Origin of the sequence: Pseudomonas sp. JV245A, from assembly GCF_032424515.1 — a bacterium.
In the GTDB taxonomy this organism is placed as follows: domain Bacteria; phylum Pseudomonadota; class Gammaproteobacteria; order Pseudomonadales; family Pseudomonadaceae; genus Aquipseudomonas; species Aquipseudomonas protegens.
In genome coordinates this window covers 63,670-88,808 of sequence record NZ_VYKE01000005.1, presented here as the reverse complement: position 1 = coordinate 88,808, position 25,139 = coordinate 63,670, and the positions used below count along the sequence as shown (strand labels likewise).

Here is a 25,139-nt window from a genome sequence, read left to right as displayed (position 1 = left end):
CAGGCTTCATGGCGTCGGCGTCAGTGACTGGCGCGCAGGCAGCGCATCGAGGTAGCTGGCAATCGAGTCCAGCTTCAGTCGGTCATAGGAGTAACGCTGGTCCGGCTCGGTATCGGGCATCTTGGTGCCGGCACGCATGGCCGATTCGACGAAGATGCCCAGCAAGGGATTGACCTCAAGGACATAGAACTTGCGGTCGGCGGTCGACTGCACCATGTCGACGATCGTCCCATTGATTCCCAACACCTGGGCGGCCTTGAGCGCAACTTCAACTTCGCCCCCCAGGATGCGCGGCGTCATTTCACCGCCCGCGGAAATGTTGGTCTTGAAGCTGTGTTTCTTCTTGCGGCTGTAGCCGCCCATCAACTCGCCGTTGAAGATCTCGACCCGACAATCGTAATCGCCAAACTCGATGTATTGCTCAACGTAGTAATCACCGAGAAAGTGCGCCGTCGCCTGGATGAAGTCGATGAACTGTTCAGCCTCCACAAAGCGCATCACGCCCACGGCCCCATGGCCCGAGCGGGGCTTGTAGACCAGGCTGCCCCAGCGCGCAAAGAGTTGGTGAATGACCGCATCATCAATCTGGCTACCCAGCAGTGCGGAGTCGGGTACGTTCACTCCATGCATGCGCAACAGCTGGTTGGCCTTGAACTTGTCGCGACAGTTGAAGAATGAAACACACTCGTTCACCACTACTACGCCGCTGTCTTGCAACGCCCGAAGAATATCGGCCTGATACGGCGACTGCTCATCGGCGTTCATATGAAACAGGGCATCGAACTCACTGAGGCAGCGCCCACAGGCGGTATAGACCTTCCCGGAAATGACATGGCATTGGCGCATGTCGAAATCGGAAAAAACCACAAAGCCTTTTTCCTCAAGCAACTCACGAAGCATTTGCTTGGGAATATGGCCGTTGTCGTTTTCATACATCCACAGTACTACCGAACGACGACTTCTGGCTGAAGTGCTCATCGCACAATCTCCGCGTTGCTATCTGCTACCGAGGGTGGGCATGGCGTGCCGTGGCACGCCATGCATGATTCAGAGAATGACCGAGAGCGGGTCTTTGTAAGACTCGCGCTGAGTCAGGCCATACCACCAGCGACGAACGTTCTCATAGTTGAATACGATGCTTTCGCTCTGCGCCTTGAGGATGTAATCGGTGTACTGGACAAACGCCAGGTCGGCCAGGGACAGCGAGTCCCCCACCAGGAATCGCCCCTCCTCGCCAATGGCGTGATCCATGGCGGCGTAGATGGCGTTCAGCTTCTCCTCGGCCTCCTTGACCACTGCCTGGTCAGTCTGCCCGCCGTACATGGGCAGGAACAGCTTCTGCCAGACCAGGGCATAGGCCTGGGGCGTGAAATAGCTGGAGTCCACGCTGAGCCACTGGTCCATCCGCGCTATGTCTTGCCGGTCCTGTGGAATCAACGAAATGCCGGGCAGGATCGCCTCCAGATAACGGTTGATGGCCTGCGACTCATAAAGGGTCAGGTCACCGTGGATCAGCACCGGAACCTTGCCGAACGGGTTGAGACTCAAGTGCTCGTCCGACTTGTGCGCACCGGTCCCCAGGTCGATGCTGACAAACTCCACCGGCGTGTTCTTTTCCTTCAGAACCATCAGCACACTGCGGGTGCAGGCGCTGTTTTCGTTGCCGATCAACTTCATGCTGCGCGCCGTCATTTACCCATCCCCATTTGCGACCCCATGTCCAGGGTATTGCCAAAGGTCCAGCCCTTGCGGATCACATTGCCGTCAAAGTAGGCAATATCCATGTTGTCCACGTTGACCACGCGGTTGGATGCCGGGATGCCTTTGAGAGGCCCCTTGTGCGTCGCGGTGAAGATCCCCTGGTGAATCACGAAGTCCCCTACCGACCACATGTTGGTCATGTTGATGGACGCATCGGGGAAGGCTTCGGCCAGCATCACGAAATCGTCCCGCGAATGGTCCTTGCCCACGGCCAACCCGGGGACCATCTGGTCATCCCATTCGATATCGTCGCTCATGCAGTCGAGCCACGGCTCCAACTGCTTGCTCAGCAGCAGTTCGTTGTAGTGGCGCATCTTGGCCAGGTTCTCGAAGCGCGGCTTCAGCGTCTTGCAGTCATAGATCTCACACGGCTCGGTCAGTGACGGCACGCTGCGCCCCTGATCGTCGATCACACCGAGCTGGATCAGCAGGGTGTAGGGGTCCTCGTAGGTGTGTTCCTTGGTCACACGGAAATCACTGTCGAACCAGAACAGGCTGGCAGCGATCAGGCCAACCTCCTTGTTGCTCGGCTCAACGCCCATGTAGGCCTGGGCGTGCCGCCCCTTCCAGCCCCACACGGCGATGAGCACATTGTCCTTGAGAAACAGGATGCGGTCGGCCAACTGCATGTCGGCGAACGTGCCCTGCCACTCCTGGTAGTGCTCGAGGATCTGCGTCACGCCAATGCGGTCAGGCTGTCCGGGAGATTTGCGAATGGCATCTGCCGCGTACAAAGATGCCAAAGACTTGTAGTCCTTAGTACGGACCGCAGTCAGATAACTCTCACGAAATAAGGTTAGGCTCATCTTTATTACCAACTTTGTGAATGAATGGGTTCAACTTTGCACTGCAGCAGTACTTCAGGCATCGGGTCATCACTGGGGGACTCGAAGTCCATGCCAAAGATTTCCTTGTTTTCCTGCTTTATCCACTTGTCAAAGGGATGCTGGGAGCTCGCCAACTTTGCGAATGCCGCATTCAAATCTGGCGCCGCCAAATAACAGATAAACAGCTCCATCTCGCCAAAAGGCTGCAGGAACCAGTTCTCCTCCACCGTATCGAGGCGCTCCAGAAACTGGCGAAAATCGGCATTGCGTTCATTGCGGATCAACTGGGCAAACTTCAGGAAACGCTCTTTCTTGTCACCGGGTAAAGGCACCGCAAAAGCCATGGTCTGCATAAAACACCTCAGTTGCGCTTGATAAACTCTAGGCACACACCCGGTTCGGAAGTCATGAACAACCGGGCTTTCAATGTCGGTTCATTCCCATCCACTGCGCGCAACTCATAACGTTGCGCAATACGCACCAGAATCGTCTTGCCCTCGCCCTCGGCCAGATGGATACCGATGCACTTTCGAGCGCCCGCGCCAAACGGCAGGTAGGCATACTTGTGCACATGCTTGATGCGTTCCGGTGCAAAGCGTTCCGGGTCAAACTTCAAAGGCTCTTGCCAATATTCCGGATTGCGATGCAGGCCCCACTGGGCAACGATGAAGTCCGCGCCCTTGGGAAACAGATAGTTCTGGTACTGATAGTCTTCCAGCACCACTCGGCTCATGCCCCAGGAAGACGGATAGAGCCTGAGGGACTCCTTGAATACCCAGTCGGTGTAATCGAGGCGCTTCAAATCTTCCAGGGTGCAGAGTGCATTGCCGAGTTCAGCCTCGACTTCCTCATGCAGCCTCTGTTGTTCCCGTGAGTTGTTCGCCAGCAGATAGAGGGCGAATGCCACGCCGTTCGCGGTGGTTTCATGACCGGCCAGAAACAGGTTCATGACTTCATGCCGGAGTTGGATATCCGTCATCCCCTCCCCGGTGTCTTCGTACACCGCAGACATGTACATCGATAACAGGTCGTTGTGCTGGACCGTCTTGTTCTGACGACGATCGTGGATGATGGTGTAGATGATCGCGTCGATTTTCTTCTTGGCGTTCTCATACGCCTGCTCATCGGTGGCGCTGATGCTCGCCGGCGACCACAACTTCAGCAGCGAATACTCCTGCAAGACCTCAAGGGCCGCGGTGACATCACTGGAAAAACGCAGAATGTCCGTGGAGAACAGACACTTGATGACAATCCGCAGGGTTAGCTTTTTCATCTCCTGAGTTGCATCGAGAACACCTTCGGACCGAGCATCCCACTCATCGAACATCTCGTTGATGCATTCGTGAAATACGTTGCCGAAAGCGTCAACGCTGCGTTTGCTGAAAGAAGGATTGGCAATCTTGCGCTGACGCTTCCATTCATCACCGATCAGCGTCGACAGCCCATTGCCAATAGCCGGGCTGATCTTTTCCATGGTCTCGGCGCTTTTTGAGAAAAACCGCTCGTCACCAATCAGCATGCTTTCGATAAAGGGCGCATCGGCGATGAGATAACCGTTGATGCCCCGCAGGTAAACGATATTCCCGTACTTTTCCAACGCCCGCGTGGTCAGGCCCAGGGGGTCCTTCAACATGTAGGAAGGGTCATTGAACTCGGGAGAAACATCATCGCTGCCCGGCACCACATCAAAGCCGGTACCAACCAGGAGTGCCGCTTCCGTCGCTTGCGGCAAATCGCCCTTCCTCAAGTCTTTCAAATTACTCATAGCTGGACACTCTCATAGTTATCACGATTTACAGATAAGACTCTTGGCTCACCATTTACAGCAAAGAAGTTAAGCGACCAGGACACTTCCAGATTCAGGACGTGGTGCCACCAACCGGCCGGCAAATACAACATATCGCCAGGCCGCAGTTCGCAAACAGTGGATACCGACTGCTGATAATCCGGAAACTTCTCCGCCTGGTAGTTTTCCGGATCAACCCGACTTGGCTCATACATCAAGTTCCCGCCAACACTGGCCGGGTAGAGAAATCTCGTTTCACTGGGGGCATAAAGGCGTATTTTCTTGCGCCCTTTCAATTGCACCAGAAAGTTATCCACCATATCCCTGTGCAATCTCAGCCCGGTACTGGCCGGACCTATCCACCATCTTGGCGTGTTGAATACCTCGCGCGCGAAGACACTCGGAAAACAATAGGTATCGTCCAATGCAGGCGGTACGGTATTGGCCGCCATATAACCGCTGACAGACGCTTGCGCGGCATACAGGGACTCTACATATTCGGCAAACGAGGTTTTCCGATACTTGGGTGGCTGAGCATTTTCCAGATCGTATTCTTCAAGAAGAAGACTCACGTCCAGGTTACCCACCCGATTGACGATATGCCCCACAGGCATTGAGAAGATCGGCCATGAAACTGCCGCATTGCGCACAATGACCGGTTCTCCACGGCGTAAATAAGGTTCGATATCCCTTTCATCAGCGATCACCTGGCAAAACGGAAAATCCTTTCCTTGAGTACTACGAATCCCCAGTTGAGCAATGCGCTGAGCGTCGACCAAGGCATTGTTGAAAATAAAATTCAACAGCTTCATCACATCGACAGCAATAGCGGAGTGGTCGTTGTCTGCGCTAATCAACAACTTCCCGGTATTGAACAGCGTCAGCGGGTCATCGACCTTGTTTGCCAAAGCCTGGAGCGTCATGTCACTGAGCACGATGGTGGCGCGTGGTGGGTACTCCTGCGCGGTAAACGACCAGCTCAGTGTTTCAGAAACTTTCATGCAGCCCAGATGAACTCCAGACTCAAGTTGCCAGTGATAGCGTCCCTGCAGGCCACGAAGTGCCCAGGCAGGAACTTTTTCACTCAATGTCTCGATCAATCGAAGGTTGGAAACTGCATTTGCCAACATTGCATAGGCTCCCTGCCAGGCCAGATCAAAGCTCAAACAACAGATCCTTATATTCGTGTCTGAATACAAGACCTATTGCATACTCGATATACCGCACAAACAGCGCGGCATAACCTTTGCTATCAGGTGCTAGATGTTCTGCAAGCTCGATCCACTCTCCAGCATTGGAGAAACGCGCATAAAACAACTGCGTGAACACATAGTCACTGGACACGGGCTTCACACCGGAAAAATGCTGTTTACCGAAAAATGATATAACCGGCTGAATGCTGCTTGAATTTCGCCCGAACAGTTCAAGCAGCCAAGCGTGATAAACATCTTCCTGCAATGCTCTGTCATCAGCGGCCTCACGACTCAGCAACGCCTTGATGTCGCTGGGCAAGAGTCGCGCCTGGGCATCCCGGCCAAGCAACTTTGCCAAGTCCGTCCAATACGCCGAGCAGTCATCAAGATGTTGCTCCAGATAGAGCGCTATAAATTGGCTGAACGACTTATCTTTGCGATGAGCCTGGCACATCAGGGTGTTGGAGACGTAGTTGAAAAAACTGTATATCCGTTCTCGATCTCCCAGAGCACTCACCAAAAACTCTGGAAAATGAAAGGTAGGCCATTTGGAGTCGGTGGCGATAACACCATCACGACCAAAGGAGTAAGTGGTATCCCTCGCAACAAAACCCTGAGTCCGACCTATGCCAAATACTCGAGTACTGGGAATCACATACCCAGCCTCGTACTTGTTTGTCAGTCCACTTTCTTCGAGAAATGCCAATGTGCGAGCGATGGTGTATCTGTCCGCATGCGCATTCCCCAGAAAGAACGAGATGAGATTGGAGTACTCAATTGGCGCACTGGCGGTAAACTTCGCCTGCTCTTCCAGCTTTCGCGTTCTTTCCTCATGAATTTCCGCACGTATCGAAGACAGGCTTTTGAGAAAGGTAACGGCCTGCTCTCTCTTGTACGGCACCTTCGCCCGCTTCAGGTTATCTTCGTCCAACGAAAGAATATCGTTCATGGCGCCGGTGTAACCGGCACGCATCATCGTCTTCAGCTCATCGTGACCCAGCGAAGGCAGCGAATATCCTGACCATTTAATCTGACGCTTCTTATAACGCTCATTAAGACGAATCACCCGCTCGGCCAGCTCCAAGGCGAAACCAGCACCACCGATATTCAGTTCAGAGCAGATAAACCAGAAGTCATAAAGATCGTTCTTTAATAGAAACTCCAGGTCAGCTTCGACCACATCCAGATTACGCTTGTCAATCCGCTTGCCCTTGACGTCAGGTTCAACACAGAAATAGCACTGAAACGGGCATCCACGCGAAACCTCCACAGCAATGGTCGGTGGCGTTTTCGACTGTAATGCCGGCCCGTAAAAGGCCTTGATTTCGTTAACGATATCCAGCCGGTACTCGGTCACTTCGGCTGGCTTGTAGAAACCGACATCGTTATATAGGTACTCAGCCCCGTTCTTGTGAATCAGTCCAGGCACAGCCCCCAGGTTTCGGCCAGAGAGAGTGTCGTTGAAGGAGCGAAAGAAGCCGTCTGGACAGCCCTGCAAGCCAAGGTCGATTTCCAGATAGTTAGCCAACTTTCTGGCATGAGTGGTGAAACCAAAGCCACCCATGATGATAGGTGCATCCGACAACTCCCTCACCAGGCGAATCAGGCGCCTGCTGTCTTCAACGGGGTAATAGGTTCTAAAGTAATTCCCAGGCTCGCCATCTACCGCATCATAGTTGGAAAGATCAAGGGAGTCCCCTTGCCGCAGATGTATACCAATCATCTTCGGACGCTGGGTCTTTATCACGTTTTTAAGATATTCGTACCAATGTTCAACGTACAGCAAATCAATACGTGTGACCCTGATATCGAATCGCCGAGCAATCTCACTAATCTGAACAAAGGCATACGGATATATCGGACGCCACGGCAAGTTACAACAATTCAGCAATAAGAAATCGGTTTCCTGCATACTCACGGCGCGTCATCCCTGTACAACAGTGCAGAAAGCTATTTAGCTGGCCAAGAACATTGGCAGTTTGAAAACCGCCTTGCGTGAATTACAGCCCTGACAAATCTCCATATTTCCCAACTGTTTCACCCTGCTTTTCACAATCTTCTTCAGGTTGTCATTATCAATATGGCCAATATTTGATACGTGCCCAAAATCCTGGAAACAACCGAGTATCTCGCCGGTATAACTGATACTGACGCTGCCATCGCCAATGGCACAAAAGTTTCTATTTTCAAGGGTACCCAGCAGGGCATTCAGCATGAATTTGACCTTGCCCATGCCTGTTTTGTACTCGCTCTCAGACAGGTTCAAACCCAACTCGCGCACAAGTTTCTGACGGTATTCACTTTCGAGTTTGGCGTTGATATCCCCGCCTCGGTTCCAGAGCGGGAACAGATAGATCCGCTTGAAACCCAGGCTACGCAAATGTGCGACGGTCGCTGGCAACGTACTATAGATCGCCGGGCCGCCAGTCAAATGGACAATGACCTTATCCGCCGCGGCCTCGGCCAACGCAGCAATGTTGCGCCAGATCTTCTCGTGGTTCAGACCAATGTGAACCTTATCGAAAACCTCTTTCTGAATAGAACTGACAGATAGCCGGATGACATCAACGTTTTGTACACAGGCATCTATATTGCGCTGATTGAAAGTGACTGCCGTTGTTGTCACGTCAGTCAAGACTCCAGAGCGACGCATCATTCGCAAAAGCTCATGAAACTCTGGATGAATGGTCGGCTCCCCCCTGCCCGCCAAGTCAAGTTCCCAGACATAGGAAGGGTCTATCTGCGAAACTATCTTATCCATGGTCTCAAGCGAAATAAAACCATAGTCCTTGATCACTGAGCGGGGGCACATACTGCATGCTGCTGGGCACGATGGCGTCGCCTCAACATTGACAAGTACCTTCTTAAGCACGGGCAGTTCTCTCCATTGATTTTTATATTCCCTGTGGAGCTCATCTAGACTGCCGTCGCGTTCAAACAGCGCAGCCCGTCCGTCCTTCAACAATCTAGAGACATTACCGCTCATCTGTAACTACCACTATTGGTAGGTACTCAGCGAGACGAAGTCTTTACTCTTTCTATTCCGGCAAGACGCCATCGGACAAGTTGCTGGCAAGCGCCCATTGCCACATCTTTTTTCTGACGCCAAACTTACATCTACGCATGTTTCATATTTATAAACTTGATTTCCATCGTAGAACTGGTCAGATTCGCGACGCAACTCGATGTCACCGCAATACGAAAGATGACTATACAAGGAGGGTATTTATGAAAAGCTGGCAAGATGACTTACTGATGATAACGGACCTGAAACTTTCCGAAGCTCAAATAGTCAAGCGAATTCAAGATGCGGCTACAACGCTTGAATTCGAGTACTGTGCTTACGGGCTACAGGTGATTTTTCCCGAGGAGAAAGTCGTGATGTTCAACAACTATCCTCGTCAATGGCAGAGGCGCTACGACACTGAAAACTACCTGGCCACTGATCCAATAGTGGCACAAGGTAGACAATCCCAGGCACCGATCATATGGGAGGACGCGGTATTTCGCGAAGCACCTGTATTTTGGGAAGAAGCGCGGGCAGCTGGACTAAAAGTTGGATGGTCACAGTCAAGTACCAATGCTGCCGGTGCAGCCAGCATGCTATCACTCAGCAGATCGTCACAACCCATCACCCGCCAGGAACTGGATGCCAACGAAATAAAAATGCGCTGGCTGGTAAGTGTGGCTCACATCACACTTTCAAACCGGATCAGCACACGTCTTGCCAACCCCTACGAAGTTAAGCTGACCTCCCGTGAGAAAGAAGTTCTAAAGTGGACCGGCAGCGGCAAGACCTCATTTGAAATATCCTGCTTGCTGGCCATTTCAGAAAACACGGTAAACTTTCATATCAAGAACTCCATTCTAAAACTAAGCGCCGCCAACAAAACTGCTGCCGTTGTCCAAGCATTCCTCACAGGACTACTGATCTAAATAACAATAATAGAAAATAATAAGACAAACCCAAACCGAAAACTTTCTCTGCCTTCACCTTCCCCTTTTGCACCTCAGTCTCAGGAACTCTTCTGCTCTTGAGCCATGCTGGCGCCGGCTGCCCATACCTCCTGTCCGGCGACCAGCACTAATACCGCAAAGCCTTTGCCCGGCAAAAAAAGCCACCTACCTACCAATAATGGTAGGTACCCGGCTTTACTCGCTAATTTACGATCACGCTCGACTTGAACGCCGAGGATGTATGATGCGTATTTTTTCCGGAAATGGTAAAGCATTAGGCTCGCAGCTAAAGCAGGACATTGCTTCTTATCGTTATAAGGTATTTGTGGAAAAGCTCGGCTGGCCATTGGATTGCCCCGATCAGTTGGAACTCGACGAGTTTGACCGGGATGACACGCTTTACCTCGCGGCCAAAGATGAAACAGGCGCCATTGTGGGGACAGCACGCCTGCTACCCACAACCCGCCCTTATCTATTATCGGAAGTATTTCCCGACCTGCTGGGTTCAGATCAGCCGCCCTCTCAAACTCATGTCTGGGAGTTGTCCAGGTTCGCCGCTGTATCGCTCGATAAAGAGACCGATGTTCTGAATGCCTACTCTTCCTCCCACTCAATGTCGCTGCTGCTTGAAGCCTTCGAGTACGCCAAGTCTCTGGGGGCACGCAAACTACTGACGGTTTCGCCGAGTGCGATCGCACGGCTGCTGATCAAGAGAAAGTTCAATATTCGGCGCCTCGGCCCCTCCAGGATCAGTGAGGGGCTGAGCATCATGGCCCTGGAAATCGACCTGTCTGCAGTACGCAGCCATTAAGCTAGAACGGCCCAGGAGCTCCAGCGCAGCGCCTGGGCAAGCACGGGTTTATGCTGGCCAATCCAGCCTGGGCAAGCCACACGCTGCGGGCTGAAAGGCCTTCAACGATCGCAGGATCGCATCTGCGTGGGCAAACTTGCTATCGGCCATCGCCGGATCGGGCACTGCGATCACGCTCATGCCAGCGGCCCTGGCCGCGGTCACGCCAAACGGCGAATCCTCGAACACCAGACACTCGGCCGGAGCCACCCCCAGGCGGCGGGCAGCCGTGAGGAAGATATCCGGCGCCGGCTTGGCCGCCGTCACTTCCGGATCGTCGGCGGTGACGATGGTGTCGAATAGCGCGAACCAGTCGCCATGGCGGGTGGTTTTCTCGCCGAACGACATCTGCGACGAACTGGTGCCCACGGCAATGGGAATCCGGTGTTCCTTCAAGTGCCGCACCAGCTCTTGGGCCCCGGGCATGGCTTGGGCGCGGGGAAAGCGCTCACGCATCAACGGTTCGCGCATCACCAGGAACTCTTCGGCGCTGATGGGCAGGTCCAGGGCCTGGACCACATAGTGCGCCAGGTCGCCGGCTCCCCGGCCGATGATGTTCTGCTTGATGGTCCAATCGTAGGTGCGGCCATAACGCTCGGCGATCAACTGGGTGATCTCGGTGTAGATGCCCTCGGTGTCCAGGAGCAAGCCGTCCATGTCGAAAATGACGGCCTTGATCGGCCCCAAATCATTCAACTGTGCATTCATCGCATCTGATCCGTTAGCAAAAATACATTCCAGGGAGCGGCTCAGGTACGGCCAGTTCTTCTTGGCAATTCATCAATTAAAGGATTCAGCAGCATAGCGGCGGGCTTGGGTCGGGAGCAACCGAGGGGGCTGGACGGCGGTTGCTGCGGACCTTAGTCGACTGCACCAGGCGGGCTCTTGTCGCCTTCTGGCGCCTCTTGCAGAGGTACGCGTGCATCGTCCTGCAATGAACCGGGGTCTTCATTCCCGGGGTCGTTGATCACCTCCGGCTCGTCGGAAGCGGGCTGTGCCTGGCCTGGCGTCTCGCGGTGCATGATCGTCTCCTTGAACATCGGGACTCAGAGCCTTGAGTATGGCGAAGCCAGGGGCAAGCCACACAAAAAACCCGGCGCAGGGCCGGGTTTTCTTCAGGCAAGGCAGAATCAGTGACGCTTCTTGTGACCCATGCTGCTACCCAGGGCGCCACCGGCCGCGCCGCCGATACCGGCGCCGACGGTCGAGCCGGTGCTACCGCCCAGACGATTACCGATCAGCGAGCCACCGGCCGAACCCAGGCCACCACCGATGGCCGCCTTGGCCCGGCTGCCTTTGCGCGCCCCGGCCGCACTGCCTGCCGCACCGGCAACACCCGCGCCGATTGCCGCCCCGGTACTGCCACCGAGCTTCTGCCCGACCACATTGCCCAACGCCCCACCAAGCCCGCCACCAATGGCCGCAGTGCCATCGCCGGCCATAGCGCCTTGAGCCAGCAGAAGTCCCACAACCAGGGCAGGTAAAGTTAAACGCATGACTTGAACCTCAAAGAAAGACTGTCGGACTGACAAGAAAGCCCAGCGCCACGCGGCCCAATTCGAGCTATCGCGGCCGCACCCGGTTACTCCCAGGTGCCTTGGACAGCTGATTTTAAAAGAGTTTTATCCCCGCGCAAAAAAAAGCCCGCTGGGGAACGGGCTAGGGATGCTGCTTTTAACGGATGGTTCGAGCCTACTCAGGCAAATGTGAAGATTATGTGAAAAGAGCCTGTCAGTGGGAGCAACACCAACAGACCTTGAGCTTCACCTATCCCGAGGCATCTTCAGCTCACCTTACCGAAATGTTCAGACCGGGCCGCTGGCAGGCAACGCCTTGGAACGTTACCAGTGCAACGCCCCGATCTCCGCCACAGAGGCTCGAACGCAGTTGCACTCAACGAATGCTGCGGATGCTGCCTTTATTGCCTTTGACCGTGACCGAGACTTTCTTGAAGACGAAGTAGTTTTCTTCACTCACTTCATAACGCGGAGCAACGATCAGATCGGCGCCCGAAGACTTGACTGCCTTGAAAGCCGCAGCGGACTTGACCGCACTGACCGGATCGAGGCCCAGGCCACCCAGTGCGCCACCGCCATCGCCACCGTAAACCACACCGTCGGCAAACTGGCTATCGCCACCGAACTTCAGGAAACCAAACAGGATGTTGACCGACGACTGACCGGAAATCGCTTCGCCCACTACTACATCCGCCTTCAGGTCAGCCTTGACCTGACTGTCGATTGGCGAAGATGGCTGGCTGATGTTGTAGCTGGTGCAACCTGCAGCGGTGGCAACAAGAGTGGACAGTGCGAGGAGTTTGAAAATGGCTTTCACGTTTATTTCCTTATCACGCTACATATAAAAAGCATCATCGCTGGATGCGCAGCCCCGTTTGAGTCGGGATAAGGAACATATCGTTACTTATAACAAATTGAGATAAGAAAATTCCGAAACACACAGAAAACATCTTAATAAATAGCCCAAAAAGCTCCCTAGCGAACAATGGGTCCTCGCCAACCTTTCCCCTGAAAAACCTCCAGGCAATAAAAAGCCCCGCATAAAGCGAGGCTGTCTGCACCCTGCGTTACCTTCTCTTCGGCAACGCCCTGGGGAAAAACATCTTGTTGCTGGCCACAGGCACCGCCGCCTTTCTCTTGCTGACAACTGTGCCAGAAGATTCAACCTCTGCTTCGAATGCAGCCTGACCGCAACGCACCAAGTTGTTGATTGGGAACTCATCCCCGTTGTCTTCAATATAAGCAAGACTCCTCATACCCAGCTCCCTCCAACAACCGACCAGTACCGGCAAGCTCCTGATTGCCTGGAAAATACTGCTCGTCACGGCAAATCAGACTAGACAGTCATTTGCCGACCCGCCGTTCAAAACAGACAGGCGCCGACGAGTGGCTGCACGCCATGGGCGACGATGGATCGCTCCACCTCCCGAACGCACGTAAAGGCTGAAAATGGGCCGGTTGTCGTCGGGTTACTACAGTTGGCATTAAAGCTTTAAAGACCAGCCAGGAAGCATGTGCTCAAGCTCTTCATTACTTCACCTGCCGCCACCATCTGAAAAACCCAGTTTTTTATATCTTTGTCAATAGTGCCGTTGAGCGACTGTGCGGGAAATAACGCGGTGCTAGGCTTTCCTGGCGTCACACCATGCGCGCGCCCGATCTGTTCAGGCTAGTGATAAAGGCAGGTCAGGCTCAGGTACAAGCCGCTTGTCAGATGACTGAAAGGATTCGCACATGAAAAAGTCCATAACTGCTCTGGCCGTATCCGCGACGATCGCTTTCACCGCAACTGTCGCGAACGCTTCCGTACATCCGACCCCGATCAAGGCTCCGCAGACCCTCAATCAGGTGACAGCTTCTACTGATACCCCTTTCGGAACCCAAAAAGCAGCGAGCGAAATCCAGATGGCCAGCCTGGCCAGAAGCTGCTCCGATAGCCGATATTCCTGGTGGGAATATAGCGGTTGGGAAATCGTCGGCTGCCTCATAAGCGGCCAGTGGTAACCCTTCAGGCGTAGCTGGTGCGTGGTTTGCCGAATGAGCGCGCACCAGAGCCTGCTACAGGCTGCCCCGGGGTCAACCCAACACAACTTCCCCCTACCTGCTCGATCGGGACATTTTTCAGACGCCAAAAACCACAAACCCCCGACTTTCTTTAGGAAAGTCAGGGGTTTGTGTTTGTAGAATGTGGCGGTGAAGGAGAGATTCGAACTCTCGATACAGTTTCCTGTATACACACTTTCCAGGCGTGCTCCTTAAGCCACTCGGACACTTCACCGTATCTCTTCAAACCGATTCAGTCTGTCGAGGCGCGCTAATGTAGTCGATCGCTTTTCAGATGGCAAACTTTTTTTTCAGAATTTTCATGCGCTTAAGCTCGATCCCCGGCCAAGGGCAATGCAGCCCCCCATGCAATAAGGCAAACCGGCCATTCTTCAGCCTTGCCCACAACCCTATAGAAGAAACCATGCGTTACCCGCTGTGTGATGCAGGGCCCTTAGCGGCCTCGGGGCTGACTCACCAGTCAGTCATGGCGCTTTACCGCAGCTACCGTGGTGGGTAACTTCTGCAGCACTTCAATACAAGGAATTGCGTCATGAGTGAGTTGATTTCCTACCATCTCGAAGACGGTATCGCGACCCTGACCTTGAGCAATGGCAAGGTCAATGCCATCTCCCCGGACGTGATTGCGGCCTTTAATGCGGCGCTGGATCAGGCTACCGCCGATCGCGCGGTGGTGATCATCACCGGCCAGCCGGGGATTCTCTCTGGCGGCTACGACCTCAAGGTCATGACAGCCGGCCCCAAGGAGGCCGTGGCTCTGGTAACCCTGGGTTCGACCCTGGCCCGCCGCCTGCTTTCCCACCCCTACCCGGTGATCGTCGCTTGCCCAGGGCACGCGGTGGCCAAGGGCGCGTTCCTGCTGCTGTCGGCGGACTATCGCATCGGTGTCGAAGGCCCCTTCAGCATCGGCCTCAATGAAGTGCAGATCGGCATGACCATGCACCACGCGGGTATCGAGCTGGCCCGTGACCGCCTGCGTCGCTCGGCTTTGCATCGCTCGGTAATCAATGGCGAGATGTTCGACCCGCAAAGCGCGGTAGATGCCGGCTTCCTCGATAAGGTGGTAGCGCCCGATGAACTGCAAGGCGCCGCCCTGGCCGCTGCACGCCAGTTGAAGAAGATCAACATGGTGGCGCACAAGAACACCAAGCTGAAGGTGCGCAAGGCACTGCTGGATGCCCTGGACAACGCGATCATCCAAGACCAGGAGCACCTGGGCTGAAACCCGCGGATTTGCTACCTGAACCAGCCCGGCCTTCGCGCCGGGCTTTTTACTGCATGCCTTGCCAACAAGCCGCGACCGCTCTAGATCACCATCGCCAGCCATTGCTGGAAACATGTACTTAAACATCGCCCATCTCCCGGCTGAGAACGGCAATTGCCGAAAACAGTGCACATCCGTACACTGCGCCACCTTTTGTCCCCGGGTGGGCCGTTTAGATGCTGTATCTGCTTCGTATGTCGTTGATGGGCTTGCACTTTATCCTGGCAGGCAGCCTGGGCCTGCTGCTCGGCCTGTGCCGCCCATTCAACCCGGACAACAGCCGACTGTGCGCCCGTCTCTACGCCTGGCCGGCGATGTGCATCCTGCGCTTGCGGGTCAAGGCCGAGGTCGGCCCGCTGATGGACAAACCCCAGGGCTGCGTGATCATCGCCAACCACCAGTCCAACTACGACCTGTTCGTATTCGGCAACGTGGTGCCGCGAAGGACCGTGTGCATCGGCAAGAAGAGCCTGAAATGGGTGCCGCTGTTCGGCCAGCTGTTCTGGCTGGCAGGCAACGTGCTGATCGACCGTGGCAACCCGCACAAGGCCCGGCGCTCGATGCTCACCACCACCCACACCTTGCAGCACAAGGACACCTCGATCTGGGTCTTCCCGGAAGGCACCCGCAACCTCGGGGAAGAGCTGCTGCCCTTCAAGAAAGGTGCATTCCAGATGGCCATCGCCGCAGGCGTGCCCATAGTCCCGGTGTGCGTCAGCAGCTACATCAAGCACATGCGCCTGGATCGCTGGAACAGCGGCAAAATCCTGATCCGCTCGCTGCCCGCCATCCCCACGGCCGGGCTGACCCTGGACGACATGCCCCTGCTGATCGCCCAGTGCCGCGAACAGATGCGCGAATGCATCGCCAGCATGGACCGCCAGCTGCAGGCCGCCTGACCCCGGCGCCACAAAAAGCCCGCCTTGCGCGGGCTTTTATTTGTCCGCGAACTCCCTCGCGGCCAGTGACTCTGATGGAGCATTGCAGGCTAAGCTGCACCTGATCTATCACCGCCCCCTTGATAAGAAGAAGTGAACCGGAACCATGGGTAGAGTTGTTGCTGCCGCCGTCTACAGCGGCGGAAAGAAAGTCACGGATATCAGCCTCGACGAAGGGGCCGCCTGGGCCGCCAAGCCCGGCCACTTCGTCTGGATCGGCCTGGAGGAACCCAACGCCCACGAGCTGGCCAACCTGCAGCGCCAGTTCAACCTGCATGAACTGGCTATCGAGGATGCCCTGGAAAAGCACAGCCGGCCGAAGCTGGAAACCTTCGGCGACGCGCTGTTCATCGTCACCTATTCGCCGGTGCGCGAGCAGGGCAAGCTGGAGTTCATCGAAACCCACATCTTTGCCGGCAACGGCTACATCATCACCGCGCGCAACGGCCACTCGGCCTCCTATGGCTACGTGCGCCAGCGCTGCGAGGCGCGCCCGCTGCTGCTGGAGCACGGTGAAGACTTCGTGCTCTATGCCCTGCTGGACTTCGTTACCGAGAACTACCAGCCGGTCAGCGAAGCCATCCACGCGGAAATCGACGAGCTGGAGCGCAACGTCCTCTGCGACTCGCTGAACGAACGGGACATCCAGCACCTGCACGGCCTGCGCCGCGACGTGCTGCGCCTGCGCCGGCATGTAGCGCCCATGGTGGAGATCAGCGAAGAGCTGCAGAAGCTCAGTTTTCCCTTTATCGACAAGAACATGCGGCCGTACTTCCGGGATGTGCAGATTCACGTCACCCGGCAGATGGAAGACCTCTCGACCCTGCGCGATATCGCCAGCCAGACCATCGAGATCGGCGTACTGCTGGAGGCTTCACGGCAAAGCATCGTGCAACGCAAGTTCGCCGCCTGGGCCGCGATCCTGGCGTTTCCGACGGCGGTGGCGGGGATCTACGGGATGAACTTCCAGAACATGCCGGAGCTGAGTTGGCACTACGGCTACTTTGGCGTCCTGGGTTTTATCAGCGTGGGTTGTGTCGGCCTCTGGGCCAGCTTCAAGCGTTCCGGCTGGCTCTGAAGGAGCGACGGCCCTGCGCCTTGCGGCAGGGCCATGGCCGGGTTCAGGCAGCCTCGGGCTTGTGAGCGACGAAACGCATCATCCACTCCGCCACAGTGGTGCCGTGATGGTCGTGCTCAAGGCTGGCCACGCCCTTCTGGTAGATCTGCTCGCCGAGAAACTCCTGGCGCAGGTCCAGCAAGGCGCGGGAATAGTCGTGGATGAACTCGGGGTGGCCCTGGAAGCACAGCACCTGATCATTGATATGGTAGGCCGCGAACGGGCAGAAATCGCTGGAGGCGATCACCGTGGCATTCTCCGGCAAGGCAGTAACCTGGTCCTGATGGCTGATCAGCAGCGTCAGCTCCTCCACCACCGGGCTCATCCACGGCGCCTTGGCCGCCAGCTTGTAGCTGTGGGTACCGACACCCCAGCCCTGGCTCGCGCGCTCGCTCTTGCCCCCCAGCAGCAATGCCAGCAACTGATGGCCGAAGCAGATGCCCAACAGCTTGTCGCCACGCTCGTAGCGCCCCAGCAGGTAGGTCTTGAGGGTCTGGATCCAGGGATCGGTGCCGAACGAATCGGCCTTGCTGCCTGTCACCAGATAGGCGTCGAATTCCAGGTCATCGCTGGGGTACTCCCCCTGGACCACGTTGTAGACGCTGAATTGGGCAGCGATGGGCTGCTGGGAAAACAGGCGCTGGAACATCTGCCCGTAACCCTGATATTGATCGACCAGTTCGGGACGCAGGATATCGGTTTCAAGAATGCAGATGCGTAGCGACATAAAAAATTCCTGACAAGGCGATGGCAATAATGAACAGTCCAGAGCCTGCCTTGAAATACCACGGCAAGGCAAGCCCCGGATCAGCTCATTGAGCGCCTGTCGGTGTCAGAACAACTGGCCCAGGCGAGCCTTTTCCAGAAGCAGCGTCGGCGGCCGGAAACGTTCGCCATATTGCTCGGCCAGATACTGCGCACGGGCGACGAAATCCTGCACCCCGTACTGATTGATGAACTGCAGGGCGCCCCCGCTCCAGGCGGCAAAGCCGATGCCGAAGATCGAGCCGATGTTGGCGTCCGCCGTGGAGTGCAACACTCCCTCCTCCACACAACGCACGGTCTCGATGGCCTGGACGAACAGCAGGCGATCCCGCACATCCTGGGGCGAGATCTGCCCGTCGGCCTTGTAGAAGCGCGTGCGCAACTGCGGCCACAAATGCTTCTGGGCACCGGCCGGATAATCGTAGAAACCGCCAACGGCCGCCTTGCCCGGGCGCTTGTATTCGTTGAGCAGCAGGTCGATCACGGCAAATGCCGGATGTTCGATGGCCGGCTTGCCCTCGGCCTGCAGGTCCTTGGCGGTCTGCTGGCGGATATGGCTCATCAGGCTCAGGGAAACCTCGTCGGAAATTGCCAGCGGCCCCACCGGCATCCCGGCCTTGCGCGCTTCGGTCTCGATCATCGGCGCCGCGATGCCCTCGCCGAGCATGGCGATGCCTTCGTTGGTGAAAGTGCCGAACACCCGGGAGGTGAAGAAGCCACGGCTGTCATTGACCACGATCGGGGTCTTCTTGATCTGCAAGACAAAGTCGAAGCCGCGGGCCAGGGTTTCATCGCTGGTTTTCGCCCCCTTGATGATTTCCACCAGGGGCATCTTTTCCACCGGGCTGAAGAAATGCAGGCCGATGAACTTGTCCGGGTTCGGCACCGCCGTAGCCAGGCCCGTGATGGGCAGGGTCGAAGTGTTGGAGGCGATCACCGCGTCACCGCCGACCACCTGCTGCGCAGCCCGGGAGACCTTGGCCTTGAGCTCGCGATCCTCGAACACCGCCTCGATGATCAGGTCGCAACCGGCCAGGTCGGCATCCTCGGCGGTGGTGCGGATCCGCGCCAGGGTGGCGTCCCGCTGCTCGCGGCTCAACTGCCCGCGAGCCACCTTTTTCTCCAGCAGCGCCGCCGAGTGGGCCTTGCCCTTCTCGGCCGCCTCGGGGCTGATGTCCTTGAGCACCACCTCGATACCCGCCACCGCACTGACATAGGCAATGCCCGCGCCCATCATGCCGGCGCCAAGCACCCCGAGCTTTTTCGTGACCTGCGGCGACATGCCCTGTGGCCGTGAGCTGCCGGCATTGATCTGGTTGAGCTGGAACCAGAAGGTGCCGATCATGTTCTTCGCCACCTGGCCTGTGGTCAGCTCGGTGAAGTAACGGGTCTCGATCAGTTGCGCGGTGTCGAAATCCACCTGGGCGCCTTCGACGGCAGCGCAGAGGATCTTTTCCGGCGCGGGGAAGCAACCCTGGGTCTTGGTCCGCAGAATCGATGGGGCGATGGCCAGCATCTGCGCAACCTTCGGGTTCGACGGCGTGCCACCAGGGATCTGGTAGCCGCGCACATCCCAGGGCTGCTGCGCGCCCGGGTTGGCGAGGATCCAGGCCCGAGCCTTGGCCAGCAGGTCGTCGCGGTCCGTCGCCAGGGCATCGATCAGGCCAGCTTGCAACGCCTGCTGCGGGCGCACTTTCTTGCCTTCCAGCAGATAGGGCAGAGCCTTTTCCAGGCCCAGCATGCGCACCATGCGCACCACCCCGCCGCCGCCGGGCAACAGGCCCAGGGTGACTTCCGGCAGGCCGACCTGTACCGATTTATCGTCCAGTGCAACGCGATGATGGCAGGCCAGGCAGATTTCCCAGCCGCCGCCCAGGGCCGCGCCATTGATTGCAGCGACCACCGGCTTGCCCAGGGTTTCCAGGGCTCGCAGCTGGCCCTTGAGGGCCAGCACCATGTCGTAGAAAGCCTTGGCCTCGGGCCTGCCGACCTTGATCAGCTCATTGAGGTCACCGCCGGCGAAGAAGGTCTTTTTCGCCGAGGTGATGATCACCCCGGCAATCGATTCCCGTTCGGCCTGCAAGCGCGCCACGGCACCGGCCATGGCGTCGCGGTACAGGGCATTCATGGTGTTGGCGCTCTGGCCCGGCATATCGATGGTCAGGACGACGATCTGGTCCTGGCCTTTTTCGTAACGGATGGCATCGGTCATGAAAGGGATTCCTTGAAGTCGGGGCTCAGAGGCGTTCGATGATGGTGGCGATACCCATGCCGCCGCCGACACAGAGGGTCGCCAGGCCATAGCGCTGGCGCCGGGTTTCCAGCTCATCGAGCAAGGTGCCGAGGATCGCGCAGCCGGTGGCCCCCAGCGGGTGGCCCATGGCGATGGAGCCGCCGTTGACATTGACCTTGGCCGGGTCGATGGCCATGTCCTTGATGAACTTGAGCACCACCGAGGCGAAGGCTTCATTGACTTCGAACAGGTCGATGTCCTCGACCCGCAGCCCGGCCTTGGCCAGGGCCTTGCGGGTGGCCGGCGCCGGGCCGGTGAGCATGATGGTGGGGTCGGTGCTGGTGACCGCCGTGGCCACGATCCGCGCCCGGGGCTTGAGCCCCAGCTCGCGGCCCTTGGCTTCGGAGCCGATCAGCATCAGCGCCGCGCCGTCGACGATGCCCGAGCTGTTGCCGGGGGTGTGCACATGGTCGATCCGCTCCACATGGCTGTAGACCCGTAGCGCCGTGGCATCGAAGCCCATCTGCCCCATCATCTCGAAACTCGGCTTGAGCTTGCCCAGGCCCTCCAGGGTCGAATCGGCGCGAATGAACTCGTCATGGTCCAGCAGCACGATGCCGTTCTGGTCCTGCACCGGCACCAGGGATTTGGCAAAGGCCCCGCCAGCCCGGGCGCGGGCGGCCTTCTGCTGGGAGTGCAGGGCAAAGCGGTCGACGTCCTCCCGGGAGAAGCCTTCCAGGGTCGCGATCAGGTCGGCGCCAATCCCCTGGGGGGTGAAATGGCTGTGCAGGTTGGTCTCCGGGTCCAGCACCCAGGCCCCGCCGTCGCTGCCCATGGGCACCCGCGACATGGACTCGACGCCGCCAACCACCACCAGTTCCTCGAACCCGGAACGCACCTTCATCGCCCCCAGGTTGACTGCCTCCAACCCGGAAGCGCAGAAGCGATTGATCTGCACCCCGGCCACGCTTACATCCCAATCCGCAGCCTGGACCGCGGTCTTGGCGATATCGGCGCCCTGATCACCGATGGGCGTCACACAGCCCAGGACCACGTCGTCCACCTGGCTGGTGTCCAGCTCGCAGCGCTGCTGCAGGGCGCGCAACAGGCCCGCGGTCAGGTTCACCGGTTTCACGCTGTGCAGGGCGCCATCGGCCTTGCCTTTGCCGCGGGGCGTGCGTAACGCATCAAATATCAAAGCTTGGGTCATGACGTCCTCGAACCGCTGTGCAGGGGAAAATGTCGAGCTCCCACCTTAGGCGCGGCAGCGTCGGATTCAATGACCGATGCGCTCAGCCGCCTTGACGCCGACGCTCAGACGAACGGTAGGCAGCTAAGGGCTCTGCCGATGAAGGGTCGCGAGCTGTCTAGCCAGAGGGCGGCCAAGGCACGCCCGGGCCGATATATAGCCTTTTAATAAATCAGAAATATAAATTCATACGAATTGGATCTAAGCCAGAGGATTCAAGGCCCCTAAGGTAGAAACTGTAGGAAGTTCCAGACGGATTCTGCACTGGGGCAAGTAAGAAAAAGGACACATAGCCGGTTCATAGTGACTCGTAATGGAGTTCACCCACCGGCATGCATTGACGCTCAGGAATAACAACAAAAGGCATTCAGCCATGTTCAAGCATTCGAAAGTACGTCAGGCGGGGCTCATTCTTTTCGCAACCACACTGCTGTTGATCTTGCCGAATCTCACCAAAGTGATCGGCTGATCTGTGGCTGCTCGATCAACGAGACGGAAAATTGTCCCCGGTTCCTACCGGGGCACGGACTTGTGTGCCAGTCTTCCTGAGGAACACCAAGGGGAAGACTCATGCGCCATTGGATTGCACTCGCCACACTCCTGAGCGCCTTTCACGCTCACGCCGGAATCATCGACGTCAACCGCGCGGTGGACGAAATCAATGATGGGGCGTTGATCCTCGATCTGCGCAACGAGAGCGACTTTGCCGCCGGCAATGTGCACAACTCGCTGCAGGTCAATCTCGAACTGGAGGACGGCACCGGCATCAGCGCCGAGGGCCTGGCCTACCAGTTGCGCAAAGTGGTGCTGGACCCCAACGCCACCGTGGTGATCTACAGCGACACCAACCAGCACGCCCTTGAAGCCGAAGACACGCTGGTCAAGCACGGCTATTTCGGTATCGTGAACGGCGGCAACTACGAAGAACTCCGGGACGCCCTGTTCGACCATGTGTCGCGACCAGACGACGTGCTTCCCGGCGACGAACCCACTGACGACGACCCGACGGCCATCAATTGAAAGTATTCCTCCTTGGCGCTGCCCTGCTGCTGAGCAGCCCGCTGCACGCCGCGCAACTGCTGATCGACCTGGGCTCCGCCAGCCACACCTGGCAGACCGAAGAACTGCTAATGCACCCCCAGGCCCGGACCATTACCATCAAGGACGATGTGTCCTACAAGCGCGACATGCAGTACCGCGCCGTGCCCATGGCGACCCTGCTCAAGGGCCTGAAGGCCGAAGACCATCTTCAAGCCGTGGCCCTGGACGGCTTTGCCGCGGAGCTCAGCGCCGCGCCGCTGCTTGAACGCCAGGGCGCCCAGGCCTGGCTGGCCGTGGAGGACCCGAGCCGGCCCTGGCCTGCGCTAGCTGCCGACAAACCCAGCGCCGGGCCTTTCTATCTGGTGTGGACCGACCCTGCCGCCGGGCATATCAGCCCGGAGCAATGGCCGTTCCAGGTGGCGCGCATCCAGCGCCTGGAGCCAGTGGCGCAGCGCTTCCCGGCCCTGCTTCCGGATCCGCAGTTGGCGGCCACTGATCCGATCAACCAGGGCTTTGCCCTGTTCCAGAAAAACTGCCTGGCCTGCCACCGCCTCAACGGTGCCGGCGATTCACAGTTCGGTCCGGACCTGAATATCCCCTACAGCCCCACCGAGTATTTCAGCGGCGATTTCCTCAAGCGCTATATCCGCGATCCGCAAAGCATGAGGCGCTGGCCCCAGGCGAAGATGCCCGGGTTCAACAACAACGTGCTGCCGGATCAGGAGCTGGACCTGCTGCTGGGGTATCTCAGGCACATGGCGGGGCGCAAGCAGGTTCCCTGAGCCTTGCGACATCGCCTTTGCCACCTCTGGCGCCTTCGCCGGCAAGCCGGCTCCTAGCGAAAACGCGTGTTACTGCTGGAGCACCCTGGCGTGCATCTGCTCACCGGCGGCGCCCCGGCGCATGCCGCGTACCGGGCAGGCATCCAGGTAGTCCAGGCCCACCGCCAGCTTGAGGTGGCGCTCGGGCCGCGCCAGTTGGTGGGTCACATCGAAGCTGTACCAGGCGCCTTCCAGCCAGGCTTCGGCCCAGGCGTGGCCAAGTAATTGCCCGCTGTCCTCGCGGTACAGATAACCGGAAACAAAACGTGCCGGAACGCCCAGGCTACGGGCACAGGCAAGGAAAGCGTGGGTGTGGTCCTGGCAGACCCCCGCGCGCCCGGCGAAAGCCTGCGCCGCGCTGGTGGCCACGTCCGTTGCCCCAGGCGTGTAGGCCATGAGCTGGTGCAGCCCATGCATCAGGTCGATCAACCCTGTGCGATCACGCCGCCTTGCGCATTGCCGGCCGGCGAACTCGCGCAGTTGAGCATCCGCCTCGGTCAGGCTGGTGAAACGCAGGAACGGCAAGGGCGACTGGCATTCATGCTCGGCCTCGCGCAGCTCATCGATATCCACTTGGCCACGGGCGCCGATGATCACTGCTTCGTGGGGCTCGTCCAGGGTCAGTACGTGCAGGATGTTGCCGAAGGGGTCCCGCTGCGCACGCACCGGTCGTGGCAGATCCAGCTGCCAGCAGAGCACTTGCTGGCGCTCGCTGTCGTGGGGTGTCAGGCGCAGGTACTGGATGCTGGCGCCTACCGGATCGGCGTAGCGATAGGTGGTTTCATGGCTCACGGACAGTCTCATGCCGCCTCCAGATAAGAGCGGTGAATCGCGTTGCCCAACTGGCGCACCAGGGGGATGAAGTCGGTCAGCCAGGCGTGCAGGCCTTCGTCGAGAATCTGATCGATACCGATGTAGCGCAGGCGTGCATCCATCTGCGCCGCCAGACGCTGGGCCGGGCGCCCGTTGTCGCCGGGCAGGCTGGCGAGGATCTGGTCGATCTCCTCGGTACAGGCCCGCAGCGAGCGCGGCACGTCGGCGCGCAACAACAGCAGCTCGGCCACATGCCGGGCGCCGGGGGCCTCGCGATAGACCTCGGTGTAGGCCTCGAAGGAAGACAAGGCCCGCAGCAACGCACTCCACTGGTAATAGGCATGGGCGGTGCCGTCGCACACCGCATCGGCCTGGTCGCCGGCCATCTCGTAGCGTGCGTCCAGCAGGCGCAGGGTGTTGTCGGCGCGCTCGATGAAGGTTCCCAGGCGGATAAAGCGAAAGGCGTCGTTGCGCATGATGGTGCCGTAGGAGGCGCCACGAAACAGATGGGAGCGCTCCTTGATCCATTCGCAGAAGCGGTTCATGCCATAGGCACTGAGGCCCTGGCTGGCGATCTGGTGGATGTCCAGCCAGGTGGCATTGACGTTTTCCCACATGTCGGCGGTGATCCGCCCGCGCACGGCATGGGCGCAGGCCCGGGCCGATCCCAGGCAACTGTAGATACTGGCGGGGTTGGCCGGGTCCAGGGCGAAGAACTGCAGTAGCTGCTCGGCGTGCAAGGCCTGGTGGCGGGCGTGGTAATCCTCCAGGGTGCCGGTGATCAGCAGTGGCATGGCCAGCTCGTGCAGGCCATCGCCGCGCCCGTCCTGGGGCATCAGCGACAGGGAATAGCTGACATCGAGCATCCGCGCCAGGTTTTCCGCGCGCTCCAGGTAGCGTGACATCCAGTACAGGTCCGACGCGGTTCGACTCAACATGGCAG

The 25,139-nt window shown here is 57.8% G+C and carries 26 protein-coding genes and 1 tRNA gene; 9 read left to right on the top strand and 18 right to left on the bottom strand.

Annotated features, from left to right (window positions below; all coding sequences use genetic code 11):
• Positions 1 to 6: 6 nt before the first annotated feature.
• The 8 genes from F6S12_RS02965 to F6S12_RS02930 form a co-directional block, all read right to left on the bottom strand.
• Positions 7 to 978: a RimK family alpha-L-glutamate ligase gene (locus F6S12_RS02965; RefSeq protein ID WP_052914305.1), complete on the bottom strand. Its 972-nt coding sequence runs from the start codon at positions 976 to 978 to the stop codon at positions 7 to 9.
• Between the two features lie 69 nt (positions 979 to 1,047).
• A complete protein-coding gene (locus tag F6S12_RS02960) occupies positions 1,048 to 1,692 on the bottom strand; it encodes a glutathione S-transferase family protein (protein ID WP_052914303.1) in 645 nt (214 codons plus the stop codon).
• Positions 1,689 to 2,567, bottom strand: a complete 879-nt coding sequence (locus F6S12_RS02955; RefSeq protein WP_080965399.1) for an ester cyclase — start codon at positions 2,565 to 2,567, stop codon at positions 1,689 to 1,691. The genes F6S12_RS02960 and F6S12_RS02955 overlap by 4 nt, the downstream gene beginning before the upstream one ends.
• A gap of 5 nt (positions 2,568 to 2,572) precedes the next feature.
• Positions 2,573 to 2,941, bottom strand: coding sequence for a hypothetical protein (locus F6S12_RS02950; RefSeq protein WP_047284824.1), 369 nt, complete (start codon positions 2,939 to 2,941; stop codon positions 2,573 to 2,575).
• A gap of 8 nt (positions 2,942 to 2,949) precedes the next feature.
• Complete coding sequence (locus tag F6S12_RS02945) at positions 2,950 to 4,353, bottom strand: cytochrome P450 (protein ID WP_202602870.1); 1,404 nt, start codon at positions 4,351 to 4,353, stop codon at positions 2,950 to 2,952.
• A complete protein-coding gene (locus F6S12_RS02940; protein WP_081002087.1) occupies positions 4,350 to 5,540 on the bottom strand; it encodes a cupin-like domain-containing protein in 1,191 nt (396 codons plus the stop codon). Before F6S12_RS02940 ends, F6S12_RS02945 begins: the two co-directional genes overlap by 4 nt.
• The gene (locus F6S12_RS02935; RefSeq protein WP_155494402.1) at positions 5,530 to 7,485 is read right to left on the bottom strand and encodes a radical SAM protein; all 1,956 of its coding nucleotides are present in this window, start codon (positions 7,483 to 7,485) and stop codon (positions 5,530 to 5,532) included. Before F6S12_RS02935 ends, F6S12_RS02940 begins: the two co-directional genes overlap by 11 nt.
• A gap of 36 nt (positions 7,486 to 7,521) precedes the next feature.
• Positions 7,522 to 8,553 (bottom strand): radical SAM protein, encoded by a 1,032-nt coding sequence (locus F6S12_RS02930; RefSeq protein ID WP_080965397.1) that lies wholly within the window; start codon positions 8,551 to 8,553, stop codon positions 7,522 to 7,524.
• Between the two features lie 242 nt (positions 8,554 to 8,795).
• Between F6S12_RS02930 and F6S12_RS02925 the strand changes: the two genes are divergently transcribed.
• Both F6S12_RS02925 and F6S12_RS02920 read left to right on the top strand, forming a co-directional pair.
• Positions 8,796 to 9,503 carry an autoinducer binding domain-containing protein gene (locus F6S12_RS02925; RefSeq protein ID WP_047336118.1) on the top strand — a complete coding sequence of 236 codons (708 nt, stop codon included), beginning with the start codon at positions 8,796 to 8,798 and terminating at the stop codon, positions 9,501 to 9,503.
• Between the two features lie 265 nt (positions 9,504 to 9,768).
• Positions 9,769 to 10,335, top strand: coding sequence for an acyl-homoserine-lactone synthase (locus F6S12_RS02920; protein WP_047285471.1), 567 nt, complete (start codon positions 9,769 to 9,771; stop codon positions 10,333 to 10,335).
• A gap of 48 nt (positions 10,336 to 10,383) precedes the next feature.
• Here the strand turns inward: F6S12_RS02920 and F6S12_RS02915 are convergent, their stop codons facing one another.
• From F6S12_RS02915 to F6S12_RS02900, 4 genes are all read right to left on the bottom strand, one after another.
• Entirely contained in the window at positions 10,384 to 11,082 is a 699-nt protein-coding gene (locus F6S12_RS02915) for an HAD-IA family hydrolase (RefSeq protein ID WP_053149996.1), read from the bottom strand.
• A 152-nt stretch (positions 11,083 to 11,234) separates the two neighbouring features.
• Entirely contained in the window at positions 11,235 to 11,396 is a 162-nt protein-coding gene (locus F6S12_RS02910) for a hypothetical protein (protein ID WP_409999832.1), read from the bottom strand.
• Positions 11,397 to 11,504: 108 nt separating this feature from the next.
• Positions 11,505 to 11,870, bottom strand: a complete 366-nt coding sequence (locus F6S12_RS02905; RefSeq protein WP_015634733.1) for a glycine zipper domain-containing protein — start codon at positions 11,868 to 11,870, stop codon at positions 11,505 to 11,507.
• 397 nt (positions 11,871 to 12,267) lie between these two features.
• On the bottom strand, positions 12,268 to 12,708 hold the full coding sequence (locus F6S12_RS02900) for a hypothetical protein (protein WP_315868700.1): 441 nt from the start codon (positions 12,706 to 12,708) through the stop codon (positions 12,268 to 12,270).
• Positions 12,709 to 13,625: 917 nt separating this feature from the next.
• On the opposite strand from F6S12_RS02900, the gene F6S12_RS02895 reads away from it, so the two are divergent.
• On the top strand, positions 13,626 to 13,895 hold the full coding sequence (locus F6S12_RS02895) for a hypothetical protein (RefSeq protein WP_041752037.1): 270 nt from the start codon (positions 13,626 to 13,628) through the stop codon (positions 13,893 to 13,895).
• Positions 13,896 to 14,079: 184 nt separating this feature from the next.
• On the opposite strand, the gene F6S12_RS02890 is transcribed toward F6S12_RS02895, so the two are convergent.
• Positions 14,080 to 14,169, bottom strand: a tRNA-Ser gene (locus F6S12_RS02890).
• A 318-nt stretch (positions 14,170 to 14,487) separates the two neighbouring features.
• Here F6S12_RS02890 and F6S12_RS02885 point away from each other — a divergent pair.
• From F6S12_RS02885 to F6S12_RS02875, 3 genes are all read left to right on the top strand, one after another.
• Positions 14,488 to 15,177: a crotonase/enoyl-CoA hydratase family protein gene (locus F6S12_RS02885; RefSeq protein ID WP_011060161.1), complete on the top strand. Its 690-nt coding sequence runs from the start codon at positions 14,488 to 14,490 to the stop codon at positions 15,175 to 15,177.
• A gap of 218 nt (positions 15,178 to 15,395) precedes the next feature.
• Entirely contained in the window at positions 15,396 to 16,118 is a 723-nt protein-coding gene (locus tag F6S12_RS02880) for a lysophospholipid acyltransferase family protein (protein WP_011060160.1), read from the top strand.
• A 145-nt stretch (positions 16,119 to 16,263) separates the two neighbouring features.
• Positions 16,264 to 17,235: a magnesium and cobalt transport protein CorA gene (locus F6S12_RS02875; RefSeq protein WP_019093266.1), complete on the top strand. Its 972-nt coding sequence runs from the start codon at positions 16,264 to 16,266 to the stop codon at positions 17,233 to 17,235.
• A gap of 43 nt (positions 17,236 to 17,278) precedes the next feature.
• On the opposite strand, the gene F6S12_RS02870 is transcribed toward F6S12_RS02875, so the two are convergent.
• From F6S12_RS02870 to F6S12_RS02860, 3 genes are all read right to left on the bottom strand, one after another.
• Positions 17,279 to 18,001 (bottom strand): amidotransferase, encoded by a 723-nt coding sequence (locus tag F6S12_RS02870; RefSeq protein ID WP_015634730.1) that lies wholly within the window; start codon positions 17,999 to 18,001, stop codon positions 17,279 to 17,281.
• Positions 18,002 to 18,106: 105 nt separating this feature from the next.
• Positions 18,107 to 20,251, bottom strand: a complete 2,145-nt coding sequence (locus F6S12_RS02865; protein ID WP_315868699.1) for a 3-hydroxyacyl-CoA dehydrogenase NAD-binding domain-containing protein — start codon at positions 20,249 to 20,251, stop codon at positions 18,107 to 18,109.
• A 25-nt stretch (positions 20,252 to 20,276) separates the two neighbouring features.
• Entirely contained in the window at positions 20,277 to 21,482 is a 1,206-nt protein-coding gene (locus F6S12_RS02860) for an acetyl-CoA C-acetyltransferase (RefSeq protein WP_015634728.1), read from the bottom strand.
• A 352-nt stretch (positions 21,483 to 21,834) separates the two neighbouring features.
• Between F6S12_RS02860 and F6S12_RS02855 the strand changes: the two genes are divergently transcribed.
• From F6S12_RS02855 to F6S12_RS02845, 3 genes are all read left to right on the top strand, one after another.
• The gene (locus F6S12_RS02855) at positions 21,835 to 21,990 is read left to right on the top strand and encodes a hypothetical protein (protein ID WP_015634727.1); all 156 of its coding nucleotides are present in this window, start codon (positions 21,835 to 21,837) and stop codon (positions 21,988 to 21,990) included.
• A 101-nt stretch (positions 21,991 to 22,091) separates the two neighbouring features.
• Complete coding sequence (locus tag F6S12_RS02850; protein WP_011060155.1) at positions 22,092 to 22,541, top strand: rhodanese-like domain-containing protein; 450 nt, start codon at positions 22,092 to 22,094, stop codon at positions 22,539 to 22,541.
• On the top strand, positions 22,538 to 23,344 hold the full coding sequence (locus F6S12_RS02845) for a cytochrome c (RefSeq protein ID WP_315868698.1): 807 nt from the start codon (positions 22,538 to 22,540) through the stop codon (positions 23,342 to 23,344). The genes F6S12_RS02850 and F6S12_RS02845 overlap by 4 nt, the downstream gene beginning before the upstream one ends.
• 69 nt (positions 23,345 to 23,413) lie before the next feature.
• Here the strand turns inward: F6S12_RS02845 and F6S12_RS02840 are convergent, their stop codons facing one another.
• A complete protein-coding gene (locus tag F6S12_RS02840; RefSeq protein ID WP_019093261.1) occupies positions 23,414 to 24,187 on the bottom strand; it encodes a transglutaminase N-terminal domain-containing protein in 774 nt (257 codons plus the stop codon).
• Positions 24,184 to 25,134, bottom strand: coding sequence for an alpha-E domain-containing protein (locus F6S12_RS02835; protein WP_011060152.1), 951 nt, complete (start codon positions 25,132 to 25,134; stop codon positions 24,184 to 24,186). The genes F6S12_RS02840 and F6S12_RS02835 overlap by 4 nt, the downstream gene beginning before the upstream one ends.
• Between the last annotated feature and the right edge of the window lie 5 nt (positions 25,135 to 25,139).